The following is a 20,415-nucleotide window of genomic DNA, read 5'->3' as shown; positions in this document are numbered from 1 at the left end:
CGATAGATGAAAATAATCACCACCGAAGAATTTGCTAAAGCCACAAAACTGGATAAATTGAAAATGCCGGGGCTTGCAGCATTCCTGATGGAACTGATGAAAATAAACCAGGTGAACGACCTGTTTGCTCAGGCGCAACCCAAACAAGGTATTGAATTTATAGATGCTATTTTGGAAGGCTGCGGTATTAAAATAGAATTTGACCCGCGAGATCTTAGAAACATACCCAAAACCGGTGGATTTATAGCCATTGCCAACCATCCTTACGGTGGTATTGAGGGCATGGTACTTTTAAAGATGCTGCTTACCGTTAGGCCTGATGCCAAGCTGATGGCTAACTTTTTGCTTAAAAAGATCCCAAACCTGAGTGATTACTTTATTGCGGTAAACCCCTTTGAAAATATTGAACATTCATCAAGCATAAGTGGGTTAAAAAATACACTGGAGCTGTTATCACAAGGTACGCCGATTGGCATTTTCCCGGCGGGCGAGGTATCAACCTTTAAAATTGAAACACAACAGGTAACCGACAGGTTGTGGCACCCTGTTGTAGGTAAGATAATAGCTAAGGCCCGTGTACCGGTGGTTCCTATCTATTTCCATGGTAATAATGGCTTGCTGTTTAATGTACTGAGCATTATACATCCGGCATTACGCACGGCTAAACTGCCATCCGAATTGTTTAATAAACAAGGCGATACTATAACACTGCGTATAGGCAAACCTATTAACGTTGCCGATTATCCCGAATATAACAATAGCACTAAATTGCTTAATTTTTTAAGGGCACGCACCTATGCTTTAGGTACGGGGCTTGAGGAAGAGAAGAAACTTTTTAACCCGCGTAATCTTTTCAAAATTAAGAAGCTGCCTGAGGCTTTTGCACCTGAAATGCCGGCAAATGTTTTAGAGAAGGAAGTTGAACCCTTGCGTGATACCTACCGTGTTTGGCATGAGAAAAATTACGAGGTATTTATTGTACCTACATCGGTTATACCTAATATCATACGTGAGATAGGGCGCTTGCGGGAGATCACTTTCCGTGAAATAGGTGAGGGTACCAATAAAGCTGTCGACCTGGATGAATATGATATTTACTACAACCACCTGTTTATTTGGGATACCGAAGCAAAGCTGATTGTAGGCGCTTATCGTATAGGTTTGGGCGACGAGATATTTTACAGCCTGGGTAAAAATGGCTTTTATGTAGCCGAGTTGTTTAAGATTAAGGCGCAACTGATCCCTGTGCTTAAAAAAAGCATTGAATTGGGGCGTTCCTTTATTCGCAAGGAATATCAGCAAAAACCGTTGCCGCTGTTTTTATTATGGAAGGGCATATTTAAGTTTTTGATAGATAACCCACGCTACCGTTATCTGATAGGGCCGGTGAGTATCAGCAATTCATTCTCTAAATTCTCTAAGTCGTTGATTGTGGATTACATCAATCGTAACCACTTCGACCACGAGATGGCACAATATGTTAAGCCACGCAAAAAGTTTAAGGTTGATTTCTCGAAGATTGATACTGATGTGCTGATGGCGGGTGAAGATAGTTTTAAAAACCTCGACGACCTGATATCAGAAGTGGAAACCCGGAGCATGAAGGTGCCGGTATTGTTAAGGCAGTACATAGCGCTTAATGCCAACATCATCTGCTTTAACATCGACCCCAAATTTGCTGATTGCTTAGATGGTTTCCTGGTGCTTGATTTTGAGAAGGTACCGCAGGAGATGCTGGAGAAACTGGCGAAGAACCTTTAGTTGGTTCCCCTCTTGAGGGGGGTTAGGGGTGTGTTATACGATATTTATTGGGGTGTTCCCCTGCGGGTCGGGCTTTACGCTCAAACGCCTGCAGGCCTTATTCACAGGCCGATATCCGCTTCAATCCCTAACACGGTAAGTCAGAATAGAGAATAAGGCTTATATTTTTATCACCTTATCACTCTTCCCGTCTTCGGATTTATGCGCTATAGCTTTTGGTATCAGCCTCACAACAGCATAGAGTGTTGAACCTACCGCCAATAATGCTTTTGCCGAAAAGTGTACAAAGGGCTTCATCACCTCCCAGTTTTCTTTAGTTAAATAGGAGCCTTTATTATTATTTACATTATCCTGTTTGCCTATTTGTTTTGTATCACGGATTGTCATTGTAAGTGCTTTAAATGTATTTATAAAAGCATTTAAAATGGAATTTGTTTGGAAGTAGAACGCAAAGGGGTGTCATGCTGAGCGCTAGTCGAAGTATGAGCGTAGAGGCCTGCCCACATACTTCGACTAGCGCTCAGTATGACACCCACCTCTTAAGATTTTAAAGATATATTATGCTATCTTCTTCTTCAGTGTTATAACCGTAATTTCCGGCCATATGCCGAGCCTGCCCGAGAAGGCCAGGAAGCCGAAGCCGCGGTTCACGTACAGGTAGCGGTTTCTTTGGTTGATAAGGCCAGCCCAATCCAGGTATTTGTACTGTACAGGGCTCCACCTGAAACCGGCTGTTTCCACACCAAACTGCGCGCCGTGTGTATGACCAGCCAGGGTAAGATGGATATCAGTAGGGTGATAACGCACTTTTTCTTCCCAATGGGTAGGATCATGCGATAGTAGTATTTTAAAGGCATCTGCGTCAACCCCTTTCAACGCCTTATCCAGATCGCCGAGTTGTATAAAGCCCTTACCCCAGTTTTGTACCCCTATTAAGGAGATCTTTTGCCCGCCTTTTTCAAGTACTACGTTCTCATCCATTAATAAACGATAGCCTAGCTCGGCATGGTGCTGTTTAAGTTTAACAAGGTTAGCGGCTTTTTCGGCATCGTTGTTCCATAGAATATAATCGCCATAATCATGATTACCGAGTATGGAAAACTGACCGAATGGCGCTTTTAGCTGTTTAAAATGATCAATGTATTTTTCAATTTCCCAGGCGGCATTGTTTACCAGATCGCCGGTAAAAACAAACAGGTCGCTTTTTTGCGCGTTGGCCAGGTTTATGCCTTTTTGCACGGCATGGGTATTGTCAAAACTGCCGGAGTGGATATCTGATATCTGTGTTATCGTAAAGCCGTCAAAAGCATCGGGCAGTTCGTCGTAATAGATGGTTTGCCTGTGTACTTTGTAGTCGTATTTTCCGGCTACCATGGCATATAAAAATGCGGTAAAGGGAAAAGCAGCGGTTATTACAGCAATTTCGCTTATAAACTTGCGCCTTGCCGGAAAATAGGGTCCCTTAGTTTTTTTTGGCGCTGAATGAGTGATCCCGTGCACCAGCCCATAAACAAACCTGCCAGAGTCGCCGAGGAAAAGTATGATAGCAAAAACTATTTTAGTGATGAGAAAAGTAATAAAAAAACTGAGCGTATACTCGTGATAGGGTGTCATGCCCTGCGCGGAATTAAAACTTTCAAGGCCGCCAACAAATAAAAAAGTTATACCAACAGATATTACCAGGTAGCCCCATGTTGTTAACTTGCGCATGCGGGCTGATTGCCAGTCGGCGGTGAGGGTTTTTAATCCTGAAAAAACATACCAATCAAATACCAGGCTGATAGCAGCTATGAGTAAAAAGAAGGTAAATATACCGCTTCTGTTATGCATATATAATATATAGGCTTGCAATTTATAAAAGCTAAGTTAATTACTTCGTAAAATTTAAGCTGTTATGGTATAAAAAAGGCATAAAAGAAAACGGCCCCGTGATAAGCGGGGCCGTTTTGGTAATACTATCTATATTGCCAGTGATTATGTCTCCAACTGCGGTGATGATAGTGGTGGTGGTGATAATAATAATCATGACCGCCGCCAACTCTTGCCTGTACAACAACTTGCGCTTCCGAATGTAAATGCCATTACTACGGCAAATAACATTATTTTTAAGTATTTCATAGATTGTGTTTTTGTTTGTTTTAGAGATTATTGGTGATTGTCATGATCATGTTCATGATTGTCTCCGCCGTTGTGATCATATCCATCATGATGATGGCGTTGCCTGTATTCAACTGAACAGCTTGAAATAGCTGTTGCCAATAGCAGCAGCGCGATGATTCTTGTTATGTACTTTTTCATGATAGTGTATTGTAAATGTTATCTAAACAATACCAAATAGCACGCCATAAGCACCGGAGAGGTATTCCAAAGCAGTTGTTACAGTATAAATGTTACAAAAGAAAATAGGATGGTTTTTAGCTATTTTGCTTCTTAGGTAGCCGTAAAATTAGCTTTTATTCTGTTAAAAGAATGAGGAGGGTAATACTGATCTTTACAATAATGTTTATCCGGATAGTGTATACAAAAGAGGATACTTTGTTCTTGTCTGCATTAATCAGGCAGCCAAATTACGGGCCAAAGGTTAACTTATCCTTCAGCCTTTATATTCATTTTGCATCATGAAAAATAATGCCGAGTGTATGCCTGCTGCCTTCGGTTATCTCGCTTACACCATGTTTCATGTTTACCCGGTGATAGCCATTATTACCCTTTGCCGCCCTGAAATTAGTGGTGAATATCAGCATATCGCCCTTAGCTGGTTTTAATACTATGGCTTTCGACTGCGCCCTTGGCTTTTGCTCTATCAATACAAATTCGCCACCCTCATAATCTTTACCTACCTCGTCCAAAAATATAACCATCTGCATGGGGAAGAAGACATCGCCATACAAATCCTGGTGGAGGGCGTTAAAACCGCCTTTGGCATACTGCAGTATTAATGCCGTTGGTTTAAGCTGCCCGTTTGCATGGCAATGCTCCAATAACTGCGCTAACGTATCCGGAAAACGGGTTGGCTTATTCAGGGCATCCATCCATCCATTGGCTACGGGCGCCAGTTTGGGATACACATTTTCCCGTAGTTGTTGTATTACGGGCAATAGGGGATATGCATAATATTTATATTCGCCTTTGCCATACTGGTGGCGTTCCATTACAACCGTTTTGCGGAAAAGGGTATCGTTGGTGTATTGCTGCACCAACTCATCGCATTCAGCAGCTGTTAATACTTCAGGCAATATGGCATAGCCGGTGTTGTTAAGATCAGTTGTGGCCTGGTCCCAGTTATGAGTCTTTATTGTTGACGGTATGTTCATGGTTTGTGTATTGATAGTGTAGATAATGTAAGTTAAAAATAATTTATGTTTCTAACCCTCTTTCCGACTTGTCGGAGAGAGGGTCGACCAGCGGAGCGTAGTCGGGGTGAGTTGGCGGAGCGCGTTGAAGCCTGCGTTAGGGATGGAAGTGGATACCGGCCTGGTGGCTAAGGCCTGTGCAGTATGAGCGTACAGCCCGGGCCGCAGGTAACGCCCAAATTAACCATCATTCTGAAACAAATTCAGCATGACATGGTTGGTGTTTATTTGCTTCAATAACACACCCCTAACCCCTCTCAAGAGGGGAACTGTAACGCGCTCCACCGACTCACCCGGTCGTTGCTTCGCTCGACCACCCTCTCTTCCCTGCGGCGGAAAGAGGGTAAGGCGGTTATTATTTATTATGCTGATTTTATCAGATCCACCTGTGCTGCTTCCCAGCCTATAATGGCTGATTTGCGTGTGCTGCCCCAGTGATATTGCCCAATCTCGCCGGTCGATTTTATTACCCGGTGGCAGGGGATCAGGAATGCTACGGGATTATCACCTACCGCGCTGCCCACGGCCCTGTTGGCCAATGGCGATTCAATTTTTTGGGCGATGGCTGAGTAAGTGCTTAAACCGCCCATGGGTATTTTAAGCAGGGCTTCCCAAACCTTCAGCTGAAAATCGGTGCCCTTTAAATGCAGCTTTATGGTTGATAACTGCGACCAGTCTTTCTGAAAAATAAACAACGCATTTTGCTGCAGGGTATCGGTTACCTGGTTGTACGTTGCATTAGGGAATTGTTGTTGTAAAAGTTCAAATGCTTCGTTCCGGTCATCGGCGAAAGCCATATAGCAAATACCTTTTGGGGTTGATGCCACAATAATGTTCCCGAACGGACTTTCGGCAAAGCTATAGTTAATGTTAAGTGCTGCACCGCCGTTTTTGTACTCGGCGGGTGTCATCCCCACTAAATTAATAAACAGATCGTGCAGGCGGCCGGTGCCCGAGAGGCCGGTTTCATAGGCGGTATCAAACAGGGTGGCGTTTTTTTCTTTTAGAATACCTTTTGCGTATTCAAGGCTAAGGTATTGGATGAATTTCTTGGGACTGATACCAGCCCAATCGGTAAACAATCTTTGAAAATGGAATGGGCTCAGGTTTATCTTTTCGGCAACCTGGTCCAGGTCGGGCTGATCTTTAAAGTTCAGCTTTATATAATTTATCGCTTCGGCAATGCGGTTGTAATTTATGGTTTCCTGTGTGTTCATCATCTTAAAATTTATACAACAAAATTACCCTGGAAACACCGCCTGTAAAACCCGGAACTTGCTATGTTTTATTAAATAAGACTACGAATTAATATTAACTAAAGGTAAGTTTTATTTCATATCCGAAATCGAAAATCCTAATTCCGAAATTCTATATATATTTGCACACCTTAAAAAAATCACAATTTCATGAAAAAAATCCTTACTACACTAGTTATTGTATTAAGCTTTTACAGCTTAAGTTACGCACAACAATTTTCACAACAAGTAGGCCGTACCGAATTTGGCATAGGCGTGGGCTATAGCAGCGCTTACATTATTGAAAGCAATACGGGCTATGGTTATAGCAGCGATTTTGTAAGCGGTTTCAACGTTGGCGTTTCAGCCGATCATTATTTTTCAGACAGATGGAGCCTTAAAGTAAAGGTACTGTACGATCAAAAAGGCTGGGGCAACGGTTACATTTCTACACCTTCATATGATTACCAGGATGTGAAATTTAAACTGAATTATATCACTGTACCAGTTATGGCAAACTGGCATTTCGGCAGAACCCGCAACTGGTATTTAAATTTTGGCCCTTACGTAGGCTTTTTAACAAGCGCTAAAGAAACCACCGACAATATTGACGTAAAAAATTCCATCAATAGTGTTGACGGTGGTATAGCACTGGGTATTGGTATCAAGATCCCGATATCAGACAAAGCCAAGTTCTTTATTGAATATGATGGGCAAGGCGGTGTTGTAAACGTATTTAAACAATCTGACGGTACTTATCAGAATTTAAGAGAAAGCTTTAACATAGGTATCAATTTTCAATAACTGATATTTACCATATTTTTAATAGCGATGGGTTTCAAACCCATCGCTATTTTTTTATACTACTATGTGTTAGGTTTGGGTAGGGACACCAAAACAGTGTGAATAGCCATCATCATCGGTCACAAAGAATTCGGTTTGGCCATAGTCCCTTAACTCTATTTCAGATACCGTATAGCCCATCACTTTTATTCGTTCACGTGTGGCTTCAATATCTGTCGGTGTCCAATAAAGCCGGATACCTTCGTAAGCTTCTGGTATCGGTGCGCCTGCGCGTTGGTTGAGCCAGAAATACAAGGTCTCGTTATGAACCATGCAGCCAACCAGTTTGTCTTCATGCCACATTTCCTGGTCTACGATCAGGCCGAGACCTTCTACCCAAAAGCGCAGGCTTTTATGTAAGTCGGCGCTGGGGATAACCGGTATACAATATTTCAGCATAATAATTTGGTAATTAATTAAAATTTTAGCTTTTATGAAGATAAATAAATCCTCTTAAAAATGTTTCAAATCAGATCGCCGGTTCAAGCGTCCACGCTTGAATCATATACTCGTGCAAGCGTCCACGCTTGCGTAAGGGTTAAGCGTGGACGCTTAAAATTTTCTGCATTCAAGCGTGGACGCTTGAACGGGCGTGAAATTCGAATTTTATAAACCTTTTATTTAAAATCCGGCGCAAAAACCTATCTTTGCCCATGCAAGAAAAAATCCTCATTCTTGACTTCGGCTCTCAGTTTACTCAATTGATAGCGCGCCGTGTCAGGGAGCTCAATATTTACTGCGAGATCCACCCCTTTAATCATGTTCCTGAAGTTGACAGCACTGTAAAAGGTATTATCCTTTCAGGCAGTCCGTATTCTGTGCGCCAGGATGACGCGCCAAACTTCGATTTTAAAAAGTTCCATAAAACTTTACCGCTTTTAGGTGTTTGCTATGGTGCACAGCACATTGCGCACAACAATGGCGGCGAGGTAATGAAATCAAGTACACGCGAATACGGAAGGGCCAACCTGCACTATATCGACCAGGAAAATAAATTGTTTAAAAATATCCCCCTTGAATCACAAGTTTGGATGAGCCACGCGGATACCATTGCCCGTGTCGGCGACGATTTTGAAATTATTGCCAGTACTGATACCGTTAAAGTTGCCGCTTACCATATAAAAGGTACCGAAACTTTCGGTATACAGTTTCATCCGGAGGTTACCCACAGTATTGACGGCAAGCAATTGCTGCAAAACTTTTTGGTTGATATCTGCGGATGTTCACAGGACTGGACACCGGATTCTTTCATAGAAAGCACCATTGCCAACCTGAAAGAAAAACTGGGTGATGATAAAGTAGTATTAGGCTTATCGGGCGGTGTTGATTCATCTGTTGCGGCGGTATTGCTGCACCATGCTATCGGCAAAAACCTGCATTGCATTTTTGTTGATAACGGCTTGCTGCGCAAGGATGAGTACCAATCGGTACTGGATTCATATCAGCACATGGGCCTTAATATAAAAGGGGTTGATGCCAAAAGTCGCTTTTACGATGCTTTGGCAGGCATAAGCGATCCGGAGAAAAAACGAAAAGCAATTGGCCGCGTTTTCATCGAGGTGTTTGATGATGAGGCTCACCAGGTAACTGATGTAAAATGGCTGGGCCAGGGTACTATTTACCCTGACGTTATTGAGTCGGTATCGGTTAAAGGTCCGTCGGCTACTATAAAATCGCACCATAACGTAGGTGGTTTGCCTGATTTTATGAAACTGAAGGTAGTTGAGCCGCTGAATACTTTATTTAAGGATGAAGTGCGCAGGGTTGGCAAAGCTTTAGGTATCGATCCGAATATACTGGGCCGCCATCCGTTCCCGGGCCCGGGATTGGCTATTAGAATTTTGGGTGATGTTACACCTGAGAAAGTTCAAATATTACAGGAAGCAGATGCGATTTATATCAACAATTTGCGCTCTTATGGTGTTTATGATAAAGTTTGGCAGGCCGGCGCAATATTTTTGCCGGTACAGTCGGTAGGGGTAATGGGTGATGAACGTACTTACGAGAACGTAATTTGCCTGAGAGCAGTGGAATCACTGGACGGTATGACCGCCGATTGGTGCCATTTGCCTTATGACCTGCTGGCTAAGATATCAAACGATATTATCAATAACGTAAAAGGAATTAACCGGGTAGTATATGACATCAGTTCGAAACCGCCTGCAACCATTGAGTGGGAGTAGGGGTTTATTATTTTTAGTAATAGCACTGATAGTGGGTGCCTGTTCGCCTAAATTGCGGCCGGTACCCACACCTGTAAAATCACCCGAAGCACCTGTAAAAGTTGTTCCGCCGCCTGCAAAGCCAACTGCGCCAAAAGTATCGGTAATATCATTATTGCTGCCTTTCGGACTGGATCATATTGGGCCGGGAGCGGCTTATACTGATATCAGCCTAAAAAAAGCTCGTATAGCTGCCGATTATTACCTTGGCTTTAAGCTCGCGTTGGATTCACTTACCTCATATGGCTATAACTATAAATTACAGCTATACGATTCAAAGGATGACCCTGCGCTGGCGCATAAACTGGCCTATAACCCACAAGTAAGGGCAAGCGATTTGATTGTCGGCCCGGTTTTTCCGGATGATATGAAGGCTTTTATCTCAGTGCTCACCAGCGCGCGTAAGCCGATTGTTTCGCCGCTCTCGCCGGAGTCGCCGTCTACCTTTAATAATCAGAATTTAGTAACAGTTAACCCACCGCTGGACTACCATGCATGGTGTACGGCACAGTACATAAATGACCAGGTGAAGCCACAAAAGGTTTTTATACTGCAATCAGGCTATAGCGTTGATAATGATTATATTATTCCTTTTACAAAAGCTATCGACAGTTTGAGTGGAAAACATATAAAAGTAATAACGCTAACGGTGAAGAAAGGGCAGCTGAGTCCGTTGATTACGCAGCTTTCCAGAACCAAACAAAATGTGTTTGTTATTCCCTCAACCGACCAGGCATTTTTAACAGTTACCTTACGATCATTAGATACCTTATTGAAGCATTACCCGGTAACTGTGTTTGGTCACCCAAGCTGGGCGCGTTTTTCTTTTTTAAATACCAATATTTTGCAGCATCTAAAAACACATATAACTGCTGCCGATCATGTGGATTATAAAGCTGCGCAAACTATAACTTTTATCCGAAAATACCGTAATACATACCATACTGAGCCTACCAGTTATGCTGTAAAAGGCTTTGATGAGGGCTTGTATTTTGGGCAATTGCTGGGTACAGATAATTTAAAGAATTTGGGTAGTACAGATTTTACCGGCTTGCATAATGATTTCCATTTTATAAAGAAAACCGGTACGGGTTGGGTTAACACACATGTAAACCTGTTATTATATACTAATTTTGAATTAAAACAGGTACAATGAAGGCGATAAACCAGCTTAAGACATTTCAGCGGATTTTAGAAGAGTACCCGGCCGAAACGCCTCTAAGCAAATTCCTACCCGGTTTTTATCGCCAGAACAAACAAATGGGGTCGACCGACAGGCGGGTTGCCAACCGTTTGATCTATAATTACTTTCGATTAGGTAATGCCCTGCCAAATCTCCCAGCCGATGAGCGCCTTGTAATTGCAGAATTTTTGTGCAATACACAGATAAACTCCTTTCTGCAGCATTTTAAACCGGATTGGGCGGCATGTATAGCTTTTAGCATTAATGAAAAACTGGCGTTGGTAAAGGCGGCTTATAAGGATTTTAATTTGGGTGATGTTTTTCCGTGGTCGGCACAGATCTCGGGAGGGATTGATAAGAATGCTTTTTTGAAGTCGTTTTTTGTACAGCCCGATCTTTTTATACATGTGCATAACGGCTACGACCACCTGGTAAAAGTCGAACTGAATAAAGCCGAGATCGCTTTTAAGGATGAGGGCAATGGCTGCTTCTCGCTGCCCAACGGTACCCGTTTGGAAACTGTTTTCCCGAACCAGCATTGGTTTGAGGTGCAGGATTATTCGTCACAACAAACGGCCAACTACTTTAAACCTCAAAAATGGGATCAGTGGTGGGATGCCTGCGCTGCTTCGGGTGGTAAATCGTTGCTGCTGCATGAGCTGGAACCCGATATTAAACTGGTGGTGTCCGATATCCGTGAATCTATATTAACTAACCTGGATGAGCGCTTTCAGCAAGGCGGTTTGCGCAAGTACCAGAAAAAACTCCTCGACCTTACCCAAAACCCCGATCAGGTTTTGCATGATTATGAGTTCGACGGGATCATTCTCGATGCCCCGTGCAGTGGTTCAGGCACCTGGGGCCGTACACCGGAGATGATCGCCCAGTTTAATCCGCAGAAAATAGAATTCTTCCAAAAGCTACAGCAAAACATTGCCCGCAACGTGGTGAAGTTCCTAAAACCCGGCAAACCGCTTATTTACATCACTTGTTCAGCCTTTAAAGCAGAAAACGAGGATGTGGTTGAGTTTTTAGTTAAAGAGTTAGGGTTGAAATTAGAGGAACAACAGGTGTTAAAAGGTTATACTAATAAGGCTGATACGATGTTTGTGGCGAGGCTGAGCCCATAAGCCTAAATTCTTCTTTCTCTCTGCACTGGCTTCAGTTTGCAACTGAAGCCTTGAGATGACGATGCTTGTTTGATCCTCAATGATTTTCCAGTTTGCAACTATACTCACGGTTAAATATCGCTTGAAGCCGCTCATGGGCGCGGAGCCCTAGTTCTTTTGTCTTGACACAAAAGAACCAAAAAGTCAAGACAACAAGGATGCTTCTGCACTCCCTGCCGGTTCTTCACGCTTTTTTCGCTGTTCGGCACCTTCGTGCCTCACATCACCCAAAAAGCTAAACCGGCATTCCCGCCAACGCTGGGCCGCCCTTGTTGTCAGGGCCACGCTTTTTATTTACGTTAAATGACTATCCGTTTGTTGTAACAAAAAATCCCTAATTACTTTTGCGGAGTAATTAGGGTGAAGGCTAATTATCTTACTTTAAAATGTGTGTTAAATAAATTAAAGCACATGCAAATAAAAACTTTGTGAGATAAGTTAACCAATTTTTCTTAAAATCAACCATTTGTTTAAATGATTAAGGTGAGTATACGATCCTTTGCTTTACAACTGTCACCACTTTCTGTAAAGATTATTTAAAGATTAGCTTAATAAATTTTAAAAAACAATTTATTTCAGAATAGTTAGTTTTTGTTACAACAAACGGATAGTCATTTTACGTTATTTAAAAATGTCATTGCGAGGAGGAACGACGCAGCAACCTCGTCGCTATGGATCCGTACTGGCTTCAGTTTGCAACTGAAGCCTTAGGATGAGAATGTTATCGAGTTCTGAATGATTTCCAGTTTGCAACTGAAGTCCAGTAAATCCTTATTATATTAGCTTATGCATTCATCATCCATAACCATAAGAGATGCCGTGGAGCAGGATCTGCCCCAAATTCTCGATATCTATAATGATGTGATACTCACCACCACTGCCGTGTACAGCGAAATGCCACATACGCTGGAGATGCGTGCCACATGGTTCAAAGAGCGTAAGGAGGCAGGTTTTCCGGTTATTGTGGCGGAGCAGGATGGTGTAATAGTCGGTTTTGGCACTTACGGACATTTTCGTGTTTGGCCATGTTATCGGTTTACAGTAGAGCATTCGGTATATGTGCGTAAGGATAAACGCGGACAAGGCATCAGCAAAATATTACTCAGCGAAATCATCACCCTGGCTCGGAATGCAAATATGCACGCGCTGATAGCCGGAATAGACAGCGAGAATGAAATAAGCCTGTTATTGCACCAGAAATTCGGGTTTGAAGAGGTAGCGCGGTTTAAGGAGGTCGGTTTTAAGTTTGATAGATGGCTGGATTTGATATTTATGGAGATGATTTTGAATTAGTTTTTTAGTATCAAGTAGCTGATAGCAGGTATCAAGAAAGCTTCACGATTGCATCAAGTCATTGTCAGGAACCAAATAAACCTCGATTATAGGATCAATATGCGTAAGCTGTCATGCTGAGCGGTAGTCGAAGCATGTGGGCAAAGGCCTCTGCGCTCATACTTCGACTACCGCTCAGCATGACATCCCATCATGTCATTTATGAAAAAATAATTTTCACCCCCAATTTTCCCCAACAACCAACTTTAAATTAACTAAACCTAATATTCATACCATATACCATTTTGTACTTTTTTACAGCTAAAATAAACTGAAACTAAGCTGAATATTAATACGTTACTTTGGTATAAATCAATTATAAATATGGATACTTTATTAGCCGATACCGTTGCAGGTTTTGATCTTTCAGTAAGCGATACGCAGCAAATGGTTGGGCAAATGGCAAAGGATTTTGCCGAACGTAACATCAGACCGCATGTAATGGAATGGGATGAGGCACAGCATTTCCCGGTTGAGCTTTTCAAGCAACTGGGCGAACTGGGCATGATGGGTGTTTTCGTACCCGAGCAATACGGTGGATCAGGTTTTGGATATTTTGAGTATGTAACCGTTATTTCGGAGATAGCTAAGGTATGTGGGTCGATAGGTTTATCGGTTGCCGCGCATAACTCTTTATGTACCGGCCATATCCTGGCTTTTGGCAGCGAAGAACAAAAAATGAAATGGCTGCCCAAATTGGCGACTGCCGAATGGATAGGCTCATGGGGACTAACCGAAGCCAATACCGGCAGCGATGCATTAGGCATGGCAACAACCGCGGTACTGGATGGCGACCATTATATAGTAAACGGATCAAAGAATTGGATAACCCACGGAAAATCGGGCAACGTAGCTGTGGTTATGGTCCGCACTGGTGAAAAAGGCGATTCGCATGGTATATCTGCCCTGGTTATTGAAAAGGGTACGCCCGGTTTCACTCACGGCAAAAAGGAAAACAAATTAGGCATGCGCGCTTCGGAAACTACGGAACTGATATTTGATAATTGCCGTGTACCTAAAGAGAATTTACTGGGCGTGGAAGGCGAAGGCTTTAAACAGGCCATGAAAGTATTGGATGGCGGGCGTATCTCCATTGCGGCCTTATCATTAGGTATAGCCAAAGGTGCTTTTGAAGCAGCAGTGGCATATGCCAAAGAACGTAAACAATTCGGTCAGCCGATAGCTAATTTCCAGGGTATCGCGTTTAAACTGGCTGATATGGCTACGGAGATAGAAGCCGCCGAACTATTGGTTATGCAGGCCGCCGACCTTAAGAACAGGCACGAACCGGTAACCAAACAATCGGCTATGGCCAAATACTTTGCATCCGAAGTAGCGGTGCGTACAGCTACCGAAGCAGTACAGATCTTCGGTGGTTATGGCTATACCAAGGATTTCCCGGTTGAGAAATATTACCGCGATGCCAAACTATGCACCATAGGTGAGGGGACTTCGGAAATACAAAAGATTGTGATTAGCAGGGAAGTGTTGAAGGGGTAGTGATTGATTGAGCTTATAATTTTATTTTTATAAAAGCGAAATATATAGATATATTCACCTTATAAATCTTAAAGAATAATAATGGTATTCGAGTTTTTAATTAAGGGTAGTGCCAAAGATCCATATAAAGTTACTTTTCAAAATAACGATGGACATGTATACGCAGGATGTAATTGTCAGTCAAGAAAAAGTGGTATGGCTTGCAAACATATTTTTAATATACTTGATGGCGATGTTTCTGAAATGGTCGGTAACAATCATGATGATATTAGTAATGTTTTACAAATATGTAAAGGTACAAGGTTTATGGCTATATACACCGAATATAAGAATGGTCTTAAATTGTACAATTCTAAAGTCCTTACTGATTTGAGACGTTCTATGGTTACGAAACCTTAGCATAGTTCCTAATCCCTCACACAATCAATCAAATAAACTAAATCAGCTCTTTCATATTCAAAATAAATCACTTACCTTTGCCCTCCCACGAAAGGAGGTATTTCAGGAATTATGATCATTATTAACGTAAAAGACGGCGAATCATTAGATAAAGCATTAAAACGCTTCAAAAAGAAATTCGAAAAAACAGGTGTTTTAAGAGAGCTTCGCAGTCGCCAGGCTTTTGAAAAGAAATCTGTTACCCGCAGGCACGTGGTTAAACACGCTATCTACAAACAAGGTATGAACGCTGAAACTGTTTAATTTTTTTTAAACTTTTAGCTCCATTATATTAAAACTATTTGTACATTCATATTCGGGTGTACAAATAGTTTTTTATGTTTCCAGAGCGTTTTATTCAGCATATTAAATTCGAAAAGCGGTACTCCCCACATACAGTATCGGCCTACCAGTCAGATCTTGATCAGTTTATCAGCTACCTGAATAATCCCGATCATGAAGATCCTCCGCCAGCTCCAACTATAACACATCCTTCTGAGGTTACGCATCATCTCATCCGCAACTGGATGGTTGAGCTCATGAACCAAAAGCTTACGGCCCGTTCCATCAACCGTAAAATAGCCACGCTGCGCAAATACTTTAAATTTTTATTGCAGGAGGGTATTATCACCAGTAATCCTGCGTCAAAAATAAATACGCCTAAAATCCCTAAAAATCTGCCTGTAGTTGTTGAGGATATTAAGCTAACGCAGATGCTGGATGAGAACGAAGTTTTCAGCCACGATTTTAAGGGCCAGCGCGATAAGCTGGTAATTGAAACGCTATTCGGCACTGGCATAAGGCTTTCCGAACTTATCGGCATTAAAGAGAGCGACATTAATATATATGAAGGTACCGTAAAGGTTTTAGGTAAGCGTAACAAGCAACGCATCATTCCGGTGAACAATGAGCTGCGGATATTAATGACCCAATACCTGGAGTTAAAGAAAAATCAAAATTTTGATAACAATTCGATAACATTAGTCGTTACTAATAAAGGAGCTGACGCATATCCGAAGCTTATTTATTTAATAGTGCAGAAATATCTTTCCTACATATCAACCCAAAATAAAAAAAGCCCGCATGTGCTCAGGCACACATTCGCTACAAGTTTGCTGAATCGCGGCGCCGACCTTAACGCAATAAAAGAACTGCTGGGCCACGCCAATTTAAGCGCTACGCAAATTTATACGCATAATTCAGTTGAGCGATTAAAGTCTATTTATAAACAAGCCCATCCAAAGGCATAACAAGGAGGAATCATGAAAATCACAGTGCAATCTATTCGTTTTAACGCAGACAGAAAATTGTTGGACTTTATCCAGAAGAAAGCTGATAAGCTTGATACATTTTATGATCATATAATTAGTGGCGAAGTGTATCTGAAACTGGAAAATGTGGAAGACGAGGCAAATAAAATAACGGAGATTAAACTGATGCTACCGGGTACGCAGTTGTTCGCAAAGGAACAATGTAAGAGTTTTGAAGAGGCCACCGACCTGGCCATTGAGAGCCTCCGTAAGCAGATTGGCAAACATAAACAGAAGAAAACCATTGCTGCTGAGGCGGTTAAAAAGGCCGTTTTAGCTGAAACAGAAGAGGAGTTTTAAAATAAAACAAGCATAAATTTTTCGAAAAATCGACGGGTTTAAAGCCTGTCGATTTTTTTTGTAAAAAAATTTTGTTGGGCATTAAAATTTTGTAGATTTGCAATCCCTTTTGGAAAGGTACTCAACGATACTTTTTACAAAACGGATGGTTCTTTAAAATTGAAAAAAATCTTAATATAATTTAACCGGGAAAAATCCGAAGATCCGCATGGGCAGAGGAGAAAAGAAGGTGAATATTAAGCCTCCTTAGCTCAGCTGGTAGAGCGACTGACTTGTAATCAGTAGGTCATTGGTTCGATCCCGATAGGAGGCTCAGTTTATTTCGAAGTTGGATATTGGTGCAGGAGTTAAACTCGCAATCAAAATTCAGCAGTCCGAAATTAAACGATGGGGGGATACCAGAGCGGTCAAATGGGACGGACTGTAAATCCGTTGCTTCGGCTACGAAGGTTCGAATCCTTCTCCCCCCACATTTGGAATGATTGATTGAATTATAGAATTATAGAATTTTAAAAATTCAGTAATTCTGTAATTCAATAATTGTATTAAGCGGAAGTAGCTCAGTTGGTAGAGCGATAGCCTTCCAAGCTATAGGTCGCGAGTTCGAACCTCGTCTTCCGCTCAATGATATGTCGGATTTCGAAGTTTCGATTTCGGACTTAAGTGATGAGGCAAGAGATCGGTTACAAAAAGTGTTTAACAAGGATGCAAAATCCGAAATTGAACATCCGAAATCCGAAATCAAAAAATAAGCCGACGTAGCTCAGGGGTAGAGCACTTCCTTGGTAAGGAAGAGGTCATGGGTTCAAATCCCATTGTTGGCTCAATAATAAATAGTATATAATAACAATTTTTAAATAAAAATTAACCTACAAACAATATAAATCATGGCAAAAGAAAAGTTTGACCGCAGTAAGCCGCACTTAAACATCGGTACAATCGGTCACGTTGACCACGGTAAAACAACCCTTACCGCAGCTATTACAAAAGTATTATCTGATAAAGGGTTTTCAGAAGCTCGTTCATTCGATTCAATCGATTCAGCTCCTGAAGAAAAAGAGCGTGGTATCACTATCAACACTGCTCACGTTGAGTATTCAACCCAAAACCGTCACTATGCTCACGTTGACTGTCCAGGTCACGCGGATTATGTGAAAAACATGGTTACAGGTGCTGCTCAGATGGACGGTGCTATCATCGTAGTTGCTGCTACTGATGGCCCGATGCCACAAACTCGTGAACACATCCTTTTAGCTCGCCAGGTAGGTGTGCCTTCATTGGTTGTTTTCATGAACAAAGTTGACATGGTTGACGATCCTGAATTATTAGAATTAGTTGAAATGGAAATCCGTGAATTATTATCATTCTATGATTTCCCTGGTGATGATATTCCAGTTATCCAAGGTTCAGCTCTTGGTGGCTTAAATGGCGATCCAACTTGGGTAGCTAAAATTATGGAATTAATGGATGCAGTTGATGCTTACATTCCAATTCCTCCACGTTTAACTGAACTTCCTTTCTTGATGCCTGTTGAGGACGTATTCTCGATCACTGGTCGTGGTACTGTTGCAACTGGTCGTATCGAGCGTGGTGTTATCAACTCAGGTGATCCTGTTGATATCTTAGGTATGGGTGCTGAGAACTTAAAATCAACCGTAACTGGTGTTGAGATGTTCCGCAAGATCCTTGACCGTGGCGAAGCAGGTGACAACGTAGGTTTATTGTTACGTGGTATTGAAAAAACTGATATCCGTCGTGGTATGGTTATTTGCAAACCAGGTTCAGTAACTCCTCACACTAACTTCAAAGCAGAAGTTTACGTATTATCAAAAGCAGAAGGTGGCCGTCACACTCCATTCTTCAACAAATACCGTCCGCAATTCTATTTCCGTACAACTGACGTAACAGGTGAAATCACCTTAGCTGAAGGTGTAGAAATGGTTATGCCAGGTGATAACGTTACCATCACTGTACAGTTGATCAACGCTATCGCAATGGAAAAAGGCTTACGTTTCGCTATCCGTGAAGGTGGCAGAACAGTAGGTGCTGGTCAGGTAACTGAAATATTAAAATAAGAACCCCTTAGTTTCGCTGTAAGGCGAGCATAGGTTAGGTTAATTTACATCAAAGTACTTAGCTAAATCAGCTAAGTACTTTGTTACTGTAAAAAGATAATGAAAATATCCCCCCGGGGATAAATAACACACGGGAATAGTTCAATGGTAGAATAGAGGTCTCCAAAACCTTTGATCAGGGTTCGAATCCTTGTTCCCGTGCATAACAGCAATAAAGTAAATATGGCTAACGTAGGTGAATATATTAAAGAATCATATATAGAGTTAACCGAGAAGGTGACCTGGCCAACCTGGCGTGAATTGCAAAGCAGCGCTATTTTAGTGTTGGTTGCAACAGTTATTATCTCGCTGGTAATATTTGGTATGGATCAGTTGATAGGCTTTTTGCTGAAAAGTTTTTATAGTTCACTAGGTTAATTTTATAAATAATGAGTGATCAGTTAAAATGGTACGTAGTGCGTGCCATAAGTGGTAAGGAAAAAAAGGTAAAACAATATATCGAGGCTGAAATAAACCGTTTGGGAATTTCAAACTTAATACCTCAGATATTGATCCCTACCGAAAAATACTACCAGATGCGTGATGGAAAGAAGATAGCCAAAGAGCGTAACTTTTTTCCGGGATATGTGTTGATGGAAGCCGCACTTGATGGTGAGATTGAGCACGTTATAAAAAACGTTAACAGCGTTATAGGTTTCCTGGGTGATAAAGCCGGAAACGCAATACCACTTCGCCAGGCCGAAGTTAACCGTATTTTAGGTAAGGTTGACGAAATGAGCGCGCAAGGCGAAACAATGAATGTACCATATTACGTTGGCGAAAACGTTAAGGTAATGGATGGTCCTTTCAACGGTTTCAGCGGTGTTATTGAAGAGGTTAATGAAGAGAAAAAGAAATTAAAAGTAATGGTAAAAATATTCGGGCGCCGTACGCCGCTTGAGTTGAATTACATGCAAGTAGAGAAGGAGTAGTTAGTATATAGTATCAAGTAGCAAGATAAAAGCCGCTTGATATTTTTAGTTACTGCTAGAAGGTATAATAAATATAAGTACAAGAGCGAAGCAAGGTCTAAATACCTGATACTAGCTACTTGATACTAAACAAAGATAATGGGTTAGAGAAAGAAGGTAGAAAGTCTTGATACTTGATACTAACTACTTGATACCAGAACAAAGAATGTTACATAGCTTCCACTTACTAACATTGAGTAACAATTAAAGTAAAAACAAAATGGCAAAAGAAGTCGGTGCGATGGTGAAACTACAAGTGAAAGGCGGCGCTGCAAACCCATCTCCACCAATTGGCCCGGCATTGGGTGCAAAAGGTGTGAATATTATGGAGTTTTGCAAGCAGTTCAACGCACGTACCCAGGATAAACCTGGTAAAGTGTTGCCTGTAGTTATTACTGTATATGTTGACAAGTCATTCGATTTTATCATCAAAACCCCTCCTGTAGCAATCCAGTTAATGGAAGCAACAGGTTTAAAAAGTGGTTCTGCTGAGCCTAACCGTAAAAAAGTAGCCAGTGTAAACTGGGCTCAGGTTGAGACTATAGCTAAGGATAAAATGACTGATTTGAATGCGTTCACAGTTGAATCAGCCATGAAAATGGTGGCAGGTACTGCCCGCAGTATGGGGATAACCGTATCAGGTACGGCACCCTGGAATTAATTAATTTATACAAATCAGTTTAA

22 protein-coding genes and 5 tRNA genes are annotated in these 20,415 nt (G+C 41.7%); 20 read left to right on the top strand and 7 right to left on the bottom strand.

Annotation, left to right across the window (positions count from 1 at the left end; genetic code table 11):
- Positions 1–6 precede the first annotated feature (6 nt).
- Positions 7–1,761 (top strand): lysophospholipid acyltransferase family protein, encoded by a 1,755-nt coding sequence (locus BLU33_RS17835; protein WP_091376106.1) that lies wholly within the window; start codon positions 7–9, stop codon positions 1,759–1,761.
- A gap of 159 nt (positions 1,762–1,920) precedes the next feature.
- Here the strand turns inward: BLU33_RS17835 and BLU33_RS17830 are convergent, their stop codons facing one another.
- The 5 genes from BLU33_RS17830 to BLU33_RS17810 all read right to left on the bottom strand — a co-directional run bounded on the left by BLU33_RS17830 (position 1,921) and on the right by BLU33_RS17810 (position 6,331).
- On the bottom strand, positions 1,921–2,148 hold the full coding sequence (locus BLU33_RS17830; protein WP_091376103.1) for a hypothetical protein: 228 nt from the start codon (positions 2,146–2,148) through the stop codon (positions 1,921–1,923).
- Between the two features lie 171 nt (positions 2,149–2,319).
- Entirely contained in the window at positions 2,320–3,591 is a 1,272-nt protein-coding gene (locus tag BLU33_RS17825; RefSeq protein WP_091376101.1) for a metallophosphoesterase, read from the bottom strand.
- A gap of 315 nt (positions 3,592–3,906) precedes the next feature.
- Positions 3,907–4,059 (bottom strand): hypothetical protein, encoded by a 153-nt coding sequence (locus BLU33_RS25185; protein WP_157682224.1) that lies wholly within the window; start codon positions 4,057–4,059, stop codon positions 3,907–3,909.
- 308 nt (positions 4,060–4,367) lie between these two features.
- Entirely contained in the window at positions 4,368–5,075 is a 708-nt protein-coding gene (locus tag BLU33_RS17815) for a 2OG-Fe(II) oxygenase (protein WP_091376095.1), read from the bottom strand.
- A gap of 401 nt (positions 5,076–5,476) precedes the next feature.
- The gene (locus BLU33_RS17810) at positions 5,477–6,331 is read right to left on the bottom strand and encodes a bifunctional helix-turn-helix domain-containing protein/methylated-DNA--[protein]-cysteine S-methyltransferase (RefSeq protein ID WP_091376092.1); all 855 of its coding nucleotides are present in this window, start codon (positions 6,329–6,331) and stop codon (positions 5,477–5,479) included.
- 189 nt (positions 6,332–6,520) lie between these two features.
- Between BLU33_RS17810 and BLU33_RS17805 the strand changes: the two genes are divergently transcribed.
- On the top strand, positions 6,521–7,153 hold the full coding sequence (locus BLU33_RS17805) for a porin family protein (protein WP_091376090.1): 633 nt from the start codon (positions 6,521–6,523) through the stop codon (positions 7,151–7,153).
- Positions 7,154–7,222: 69 nt separating this feature from the next.
- Here the strand turns inward: BLU33_RS17805 and BLU33_RS17800 are convergent, their stop codons facing one another.
- A complete protein-coding gene (locus tag BLU33_RS17800; protein ID WP_091376087.1) occupies positions 7,223–7,591 on the bottom strand; it encodes a VOC family protein in 369 nt (122 codons plus the stop codon).
- Positions 7,592–7,845: 254 nt separating this feature from the next.
- On the opposite strand from BLU33_RS17800, the gene guaA reads away from it, so the two are divergent.
- Genes guaA through BLU33_RS17785 form a run of 3 tightly spaced genes read left to right on the top strand, consistent with a single transcriptional unit; the run spans position 7,846 to position 11,727 of the window.
- Positions 7,846–9,375 carry a glutamine-hydrolyzing GMP synthase gene (guaA, locus tag BLU33_RS17795; RefSeq protein ID WP_091376084.1) on the top strand — a complete coding sequence of 510 codons (1,530 nt, stop codon included), beginning with the start codon at positions 7,846–7,848 and terminating at the stop codon, positions 9,373–9,375.
- Complete coding sequence (locus tag BLU33_RS17790; RefSeq protein ID WP_091376080.1) at positions 9,332–10,570, top strand: ABC transporter substrate-binding protein; 1,239 nt, start codon at positions 9,332–9,334, stop codon at positions 10,568–10,570. The genes guaA and BLU33_RS17790 overlap by 44 nt, the downstream gene beginning before the upstream one ends.
- Positions 10,567–11,727 (top strand): RsmB/NOP family class I SAM-dependent RNA methyltransferase, encoded by a 1,161-nt coding sequence (locus tag BLU33_RS17785; RefSeq protein ID WP_091376077.1) that lies wholly within the window; start codon positions 10,567–10,569, stop codon positions 11,725–11,727. Before BLU33_RS17790 ends, BLU33_RS17785 begins: the two co-directional genes overlap by 4 nt.
- 183 nt (positions 11,728–11,910) lie before the next feature.
- Here BLU33_RS17785 and BLU33_RS25180 read toward each other — a convergent pair whose 3' ends face one another.
- Positions 11,911–12,051: a hypothetical protein gene (locus BLU33_RS25180; RefSeq protein WP_157682222.1), complete on the bottom strand. Its 141-nt coding sequence runs from the start codon at positions 12,049–12,051 to the stop codon at positions 11,911–11,913.
- 501 nt (positions 12,052–12,552) lie between these two features.
- Between BLU33_RS25180 and BLU33_RS17780 the strand changes: the two genes are divergently transcribed.
- The 15 genes from BLU33_RS17780 (at position 12,553) to rplK (ending at position 20,392) form a co-directional block, all read left to right on the top strand.
- Complete coding sequence (locus BLU33_RS17780) at positions 12,553–13,059, top strand: GNAT family N-acetyltransferase (protein ID WP_091376074.1); 507 nt, start codon at positions 12,553–12,555, stop codon at positions 13,057–13,059.
- Positions 13,060–13,422: 363 nt separating this feature from the next.
- Positions 13,423–14,598 carry an acyl-CoA dehydrogenase gene (locus BLU33_RS17775; RefSeq protein WP_091376070.1) on the top strand — a complete coding sequence of 392 codons (1,176 nt, stop codon included), beginning with the start codon at positions 13,423–13,425 and terminating at the stop codon, positions 14,596–14,598.
- An 81-nt stretch (positions 14,599–14,679) separates the two neighbouring features.
- Positions 14,680–14,997: a hypothetical protein gene (locus tag BLU33_RS17770; protein WP_091376066.1), complete on the top strand. Its 318-nt coding sequence runs from the start codon at positions 14,680–14,682 to the stop codon at positions 14,995–14,997.
- 111 nt (positions 14,998–15,108) lie between these two features.
- A complete protein-coding gene (gene rpsU / locus BLU33_RS17765; protein WP_091376063.1) occupies positions 15,109–15,300 on the top strand; it encodes a 30S ribosomal protein S21 in 192 nt (63 codons plus the stop codon).
- A gap of 74 nt (positions 15,301–15,374) precedes the next feature.
- The gene (locus tag BLU33_RS17760; protein WP_091376059.1) at positions 15,375–16,286 is read left to right on the top strand and encodes a tyrosine-type recombinase/integrase; all 912 of its coding nucleotides are present in this window, start codon (positions 15,375–15,377) and stop codon (positions 16,284–16,286) included.
- Between the two features lie 12 nt (positions 16,287–16,298).
- Positions 16,299–16,646 carry a ribosome hibernation-promoting factor, HPF/YfiA family gene (gene hpf / locus BLU33_RS17755; protein ID WP_091376056.1) on the top strand — a complete coding sequence of 116 codons (348 nt, stop codon included), beginning with the start codon at positions 16,299–16,301 and terminating at the stop codon, positions 16,644–16,646.
- 240 nt (positions 16,647–16,886) lie between these two features.
- Positions 16,887–16,959: transfer RNA gene (locus tag BLU33_RS17750), tRNA-Thr, on the top strand.
- Between the two features lie 76 nt (positions 16,960–17,035).
- Positions 17,036–17,116 (top strand) — tRNA-Tyr (locus tag BLU33_RS17745).
- Positions 17,117–17,195: 79 nt separating this feature from the next.
- Positions 17,196–17,268 (top strand) — tRNA-Gly (locus BLU33_RS17740).
- A gap of 130 nt (positions 17,269–17,398) precedes the next feature.
- Positions 17,399–17,470, top strand: a tRNA-Thr gene (locus BLU33_RS17735).
- Between the two features lie 63 nt (positions 17,471–17,533).
- Entirely contained in the window at positions 17,534–18,721 is a 1,188-nt protein-coding gene (gene tuf, locus BLU33_RS17730) for an elongation factor Tu (protein ID WP_091376052.1), read from the top strand.
- Between the two features lie 130 nt (positions 18,722–18,851).
- Positions 18,852–18,922, top strand: a tRNA-Trp gene (locus tag BLU33_RS17725).
- A 21-nt stretch (positions 18,923–18,943) separates the two neighbouring features.
- Positions 18,944–19,138, top strand: a complete 195-nt coding sequence (gene secE, locus BLU33_RS17720; protein ID WP_091380765.1) for a preprotein translocase subunit SecE — start codon at positions 18,944–18,946, stop codon at positions 19,136–19,138.
- An 11-nt stretch (positions 19,139–19,149) separates the two neighbouring features.
- Complete coding sequence (gene nusG / locus BLU33_RS17715) at positions 19,150–19,692, top strand: transcription termination/antitermination protein NusG (protein ID WP_091376048.1); 543 nt, start codon at positions 19,150–19,152, stop codon at positions 19,690–19,692.
- Positions 19,693–19,951: 259 nt separating this feature from the next.
- Complete coding sequence (rplK, locus tag BLU33_RS17710; protein WP_091376045.1) at positions 19,952–20,392, top strand: 50S ribosomal protein L11; 441 nt, start codon at positions 19,952–19,954, stop codon at positions 20,390–20,392.
- The last annotated feature ends 23 nt before the right edge of the window (positions 20,393–20,415 follow it).

Source organism: Mucilaginibacter mallensis (assembly GCF_900105165.1).
Classification (GTDB): domain Bacteria; phylum Bacteroidota; class Bacteroidia; order Sphingobacteriales; family Sphingobacteriaceae; genus Mucilaginibacter; species Mucilaginibacter mallensis.
Note: the sequence above shows the minus strand (reverse complement) of the source record. Positions and strands in the feature narration are given on the sequence as shown.

What these genes read in the sequence shown, in the direction of transcription:
- BLU33_RS17810 (WP_091376092.1), bottom strand. Translation starts at nt 6,331, where the DNA reads ATGAACACACAGGAAACCATAAATTACAACCGCATTGCCGAAGCGATA.
- BLU33_RS17785 (WP_091376077.1), top strand. Translation starts at nt 10,567, where the DNA reads ATGAAGGCGATAAACCAGCTTAAGACATTTCAGCGGATTTTAGAAGAG.
- BLU33_RS17790 (WP_091376080.1), top strand. Translation starts at nt 9,332, where the DNA reads ATGACATCAGTTCGAAACCGCCTGCAACCATTGAGTGGGAGTAGGGGT.
- BLU33_RS17780 (WP_091376074.1), top strand. Translation starts at nt 12,553, where the DNA reads ATGCATTCATCATCCATAACCATAAGAGATGCCGTGGAGCAGGATCTG.
- BLU33_RS17825 (WP_091376101.1), bottom strand. Translation starts at nt 3,591, where the DNA reads ATGCATAACAGAAGCGGTATATTTACCTTCTTTTTACTCATAGCTGCT.
- guaA (WP_091376084.1), top strand. Translation starts at nt 7,846, where the DNA reads ATGCAAGAAAAAATCCTCATTCTTGACTTCGGCTCTCAGTTTACTCAA.
- BLU33_RS25185 (WP_157682224.1), bottom strand. Translation starts at nt 4,059, where the DNA reads ATGAAAAAGTACATAACAAGAATCATCGCGCTGCTGCTATTGGCAACA.
- secE (WP_091380765.1), top strand. Translation starts at nt 18,944, where the DNA reads ATGGCTAACGTAGGTGAATATATTAAAGAATCATATATAGAGTTAACC.
- BLU33_RS17835 (WP_091376106.1), top strand. Translation starts at nt 7, where the DNA reads ATGAAAATAATCACCACCGAAGAATTTGCTAAAGCCACAAAACTGGAT.
- BLU33_RS17830 (WP_091376103.1), bottom strand. Translation starts at nt 2,148, where the DNA reads ATGACAATCCGTGATACAAAACAAATAGGCAAACAGGATAATGTAAAT.
- BLU33_RS17805 (WP_091376090.1), top strand. Translation starts at nt 6,521, where the DNA reads ATGAAAAAAATCCTTACTACACTAGTTATTGTATTAAGCTTTTACAGC.
- BLU33_RS17800 (WP_091376087.1), bottom strand. Translation starts at nt 7,591, where the DNA reads ATGCTGAAATATTGTATACCGGTTATCCCCAGCGCCGACTTACATAAA.
- nusG (WP_091376048.1), top strand. Translation starts at nt 19,150, where the DNA reads ATGAGTGATCAGTTAAAATGGTACGTAGTGCGTGCCATAAGTGGTAAG.
- rplK (WP_091376045.1), top strand. Translation starts at nt 19,952, where the DNA reads ATGGCAAAAGAAGTCGGTGCGATGGTGAAACTACAAGTGAAAGGCGGC.
- tuf (WP_091376052.1), top strand. Translation starts at nt 17,534, where the DNA reads ATGGCAAAAGAAAAGTTTGACCGCAGTAAGCCGCACTTAAACATCGGT.
- BLU33_RS17815 (WP_091376095.1), bottom strand. Translation starts at nt 5,075, where the DNA reads ATGAACATACCGTCAACAATAAAGACTCATAACTGGGACCAGGCCACA.
- rpsU (WP_091376063.1), top strand. Translation starts at nt 15,109, where the DNA reads ATGATCATTATTAACGTAAAAGACGGCGAATCATTAGATAAAGCATTA.
- BLU33_RS17775 (WP_091376070.1), top strand. Translation starts at nt 13,423, where the DNA reads ATGGATACTTTATTAGCCGATACCGTTGCAGGTTTTGATCTTTCAGTA.
- BLU33_RS17770 (WP_091376066.1), top strand. Translation starts at nt 14,680, where the DNA reads ATGGTATTCGAGTTTTTAATTAAGGGTAGTGCCAAAGATCCATATAAA.
- hpf (WP_091376056.1), top strand. Translation starts at nt 16,299, where the DNA reads ATGAAAATCACAGTGCAATCTATTCGTTTTAACGCAGACAGAAAATTG.
- BLU33_RS17760 (WP_091376059.1), top strand. Translation starts at nt 15,375, where the DNA reads ATGTTTCCAGAGCGTTTTATTCAGCATATTAAATTCGAAAAGCGGTAC.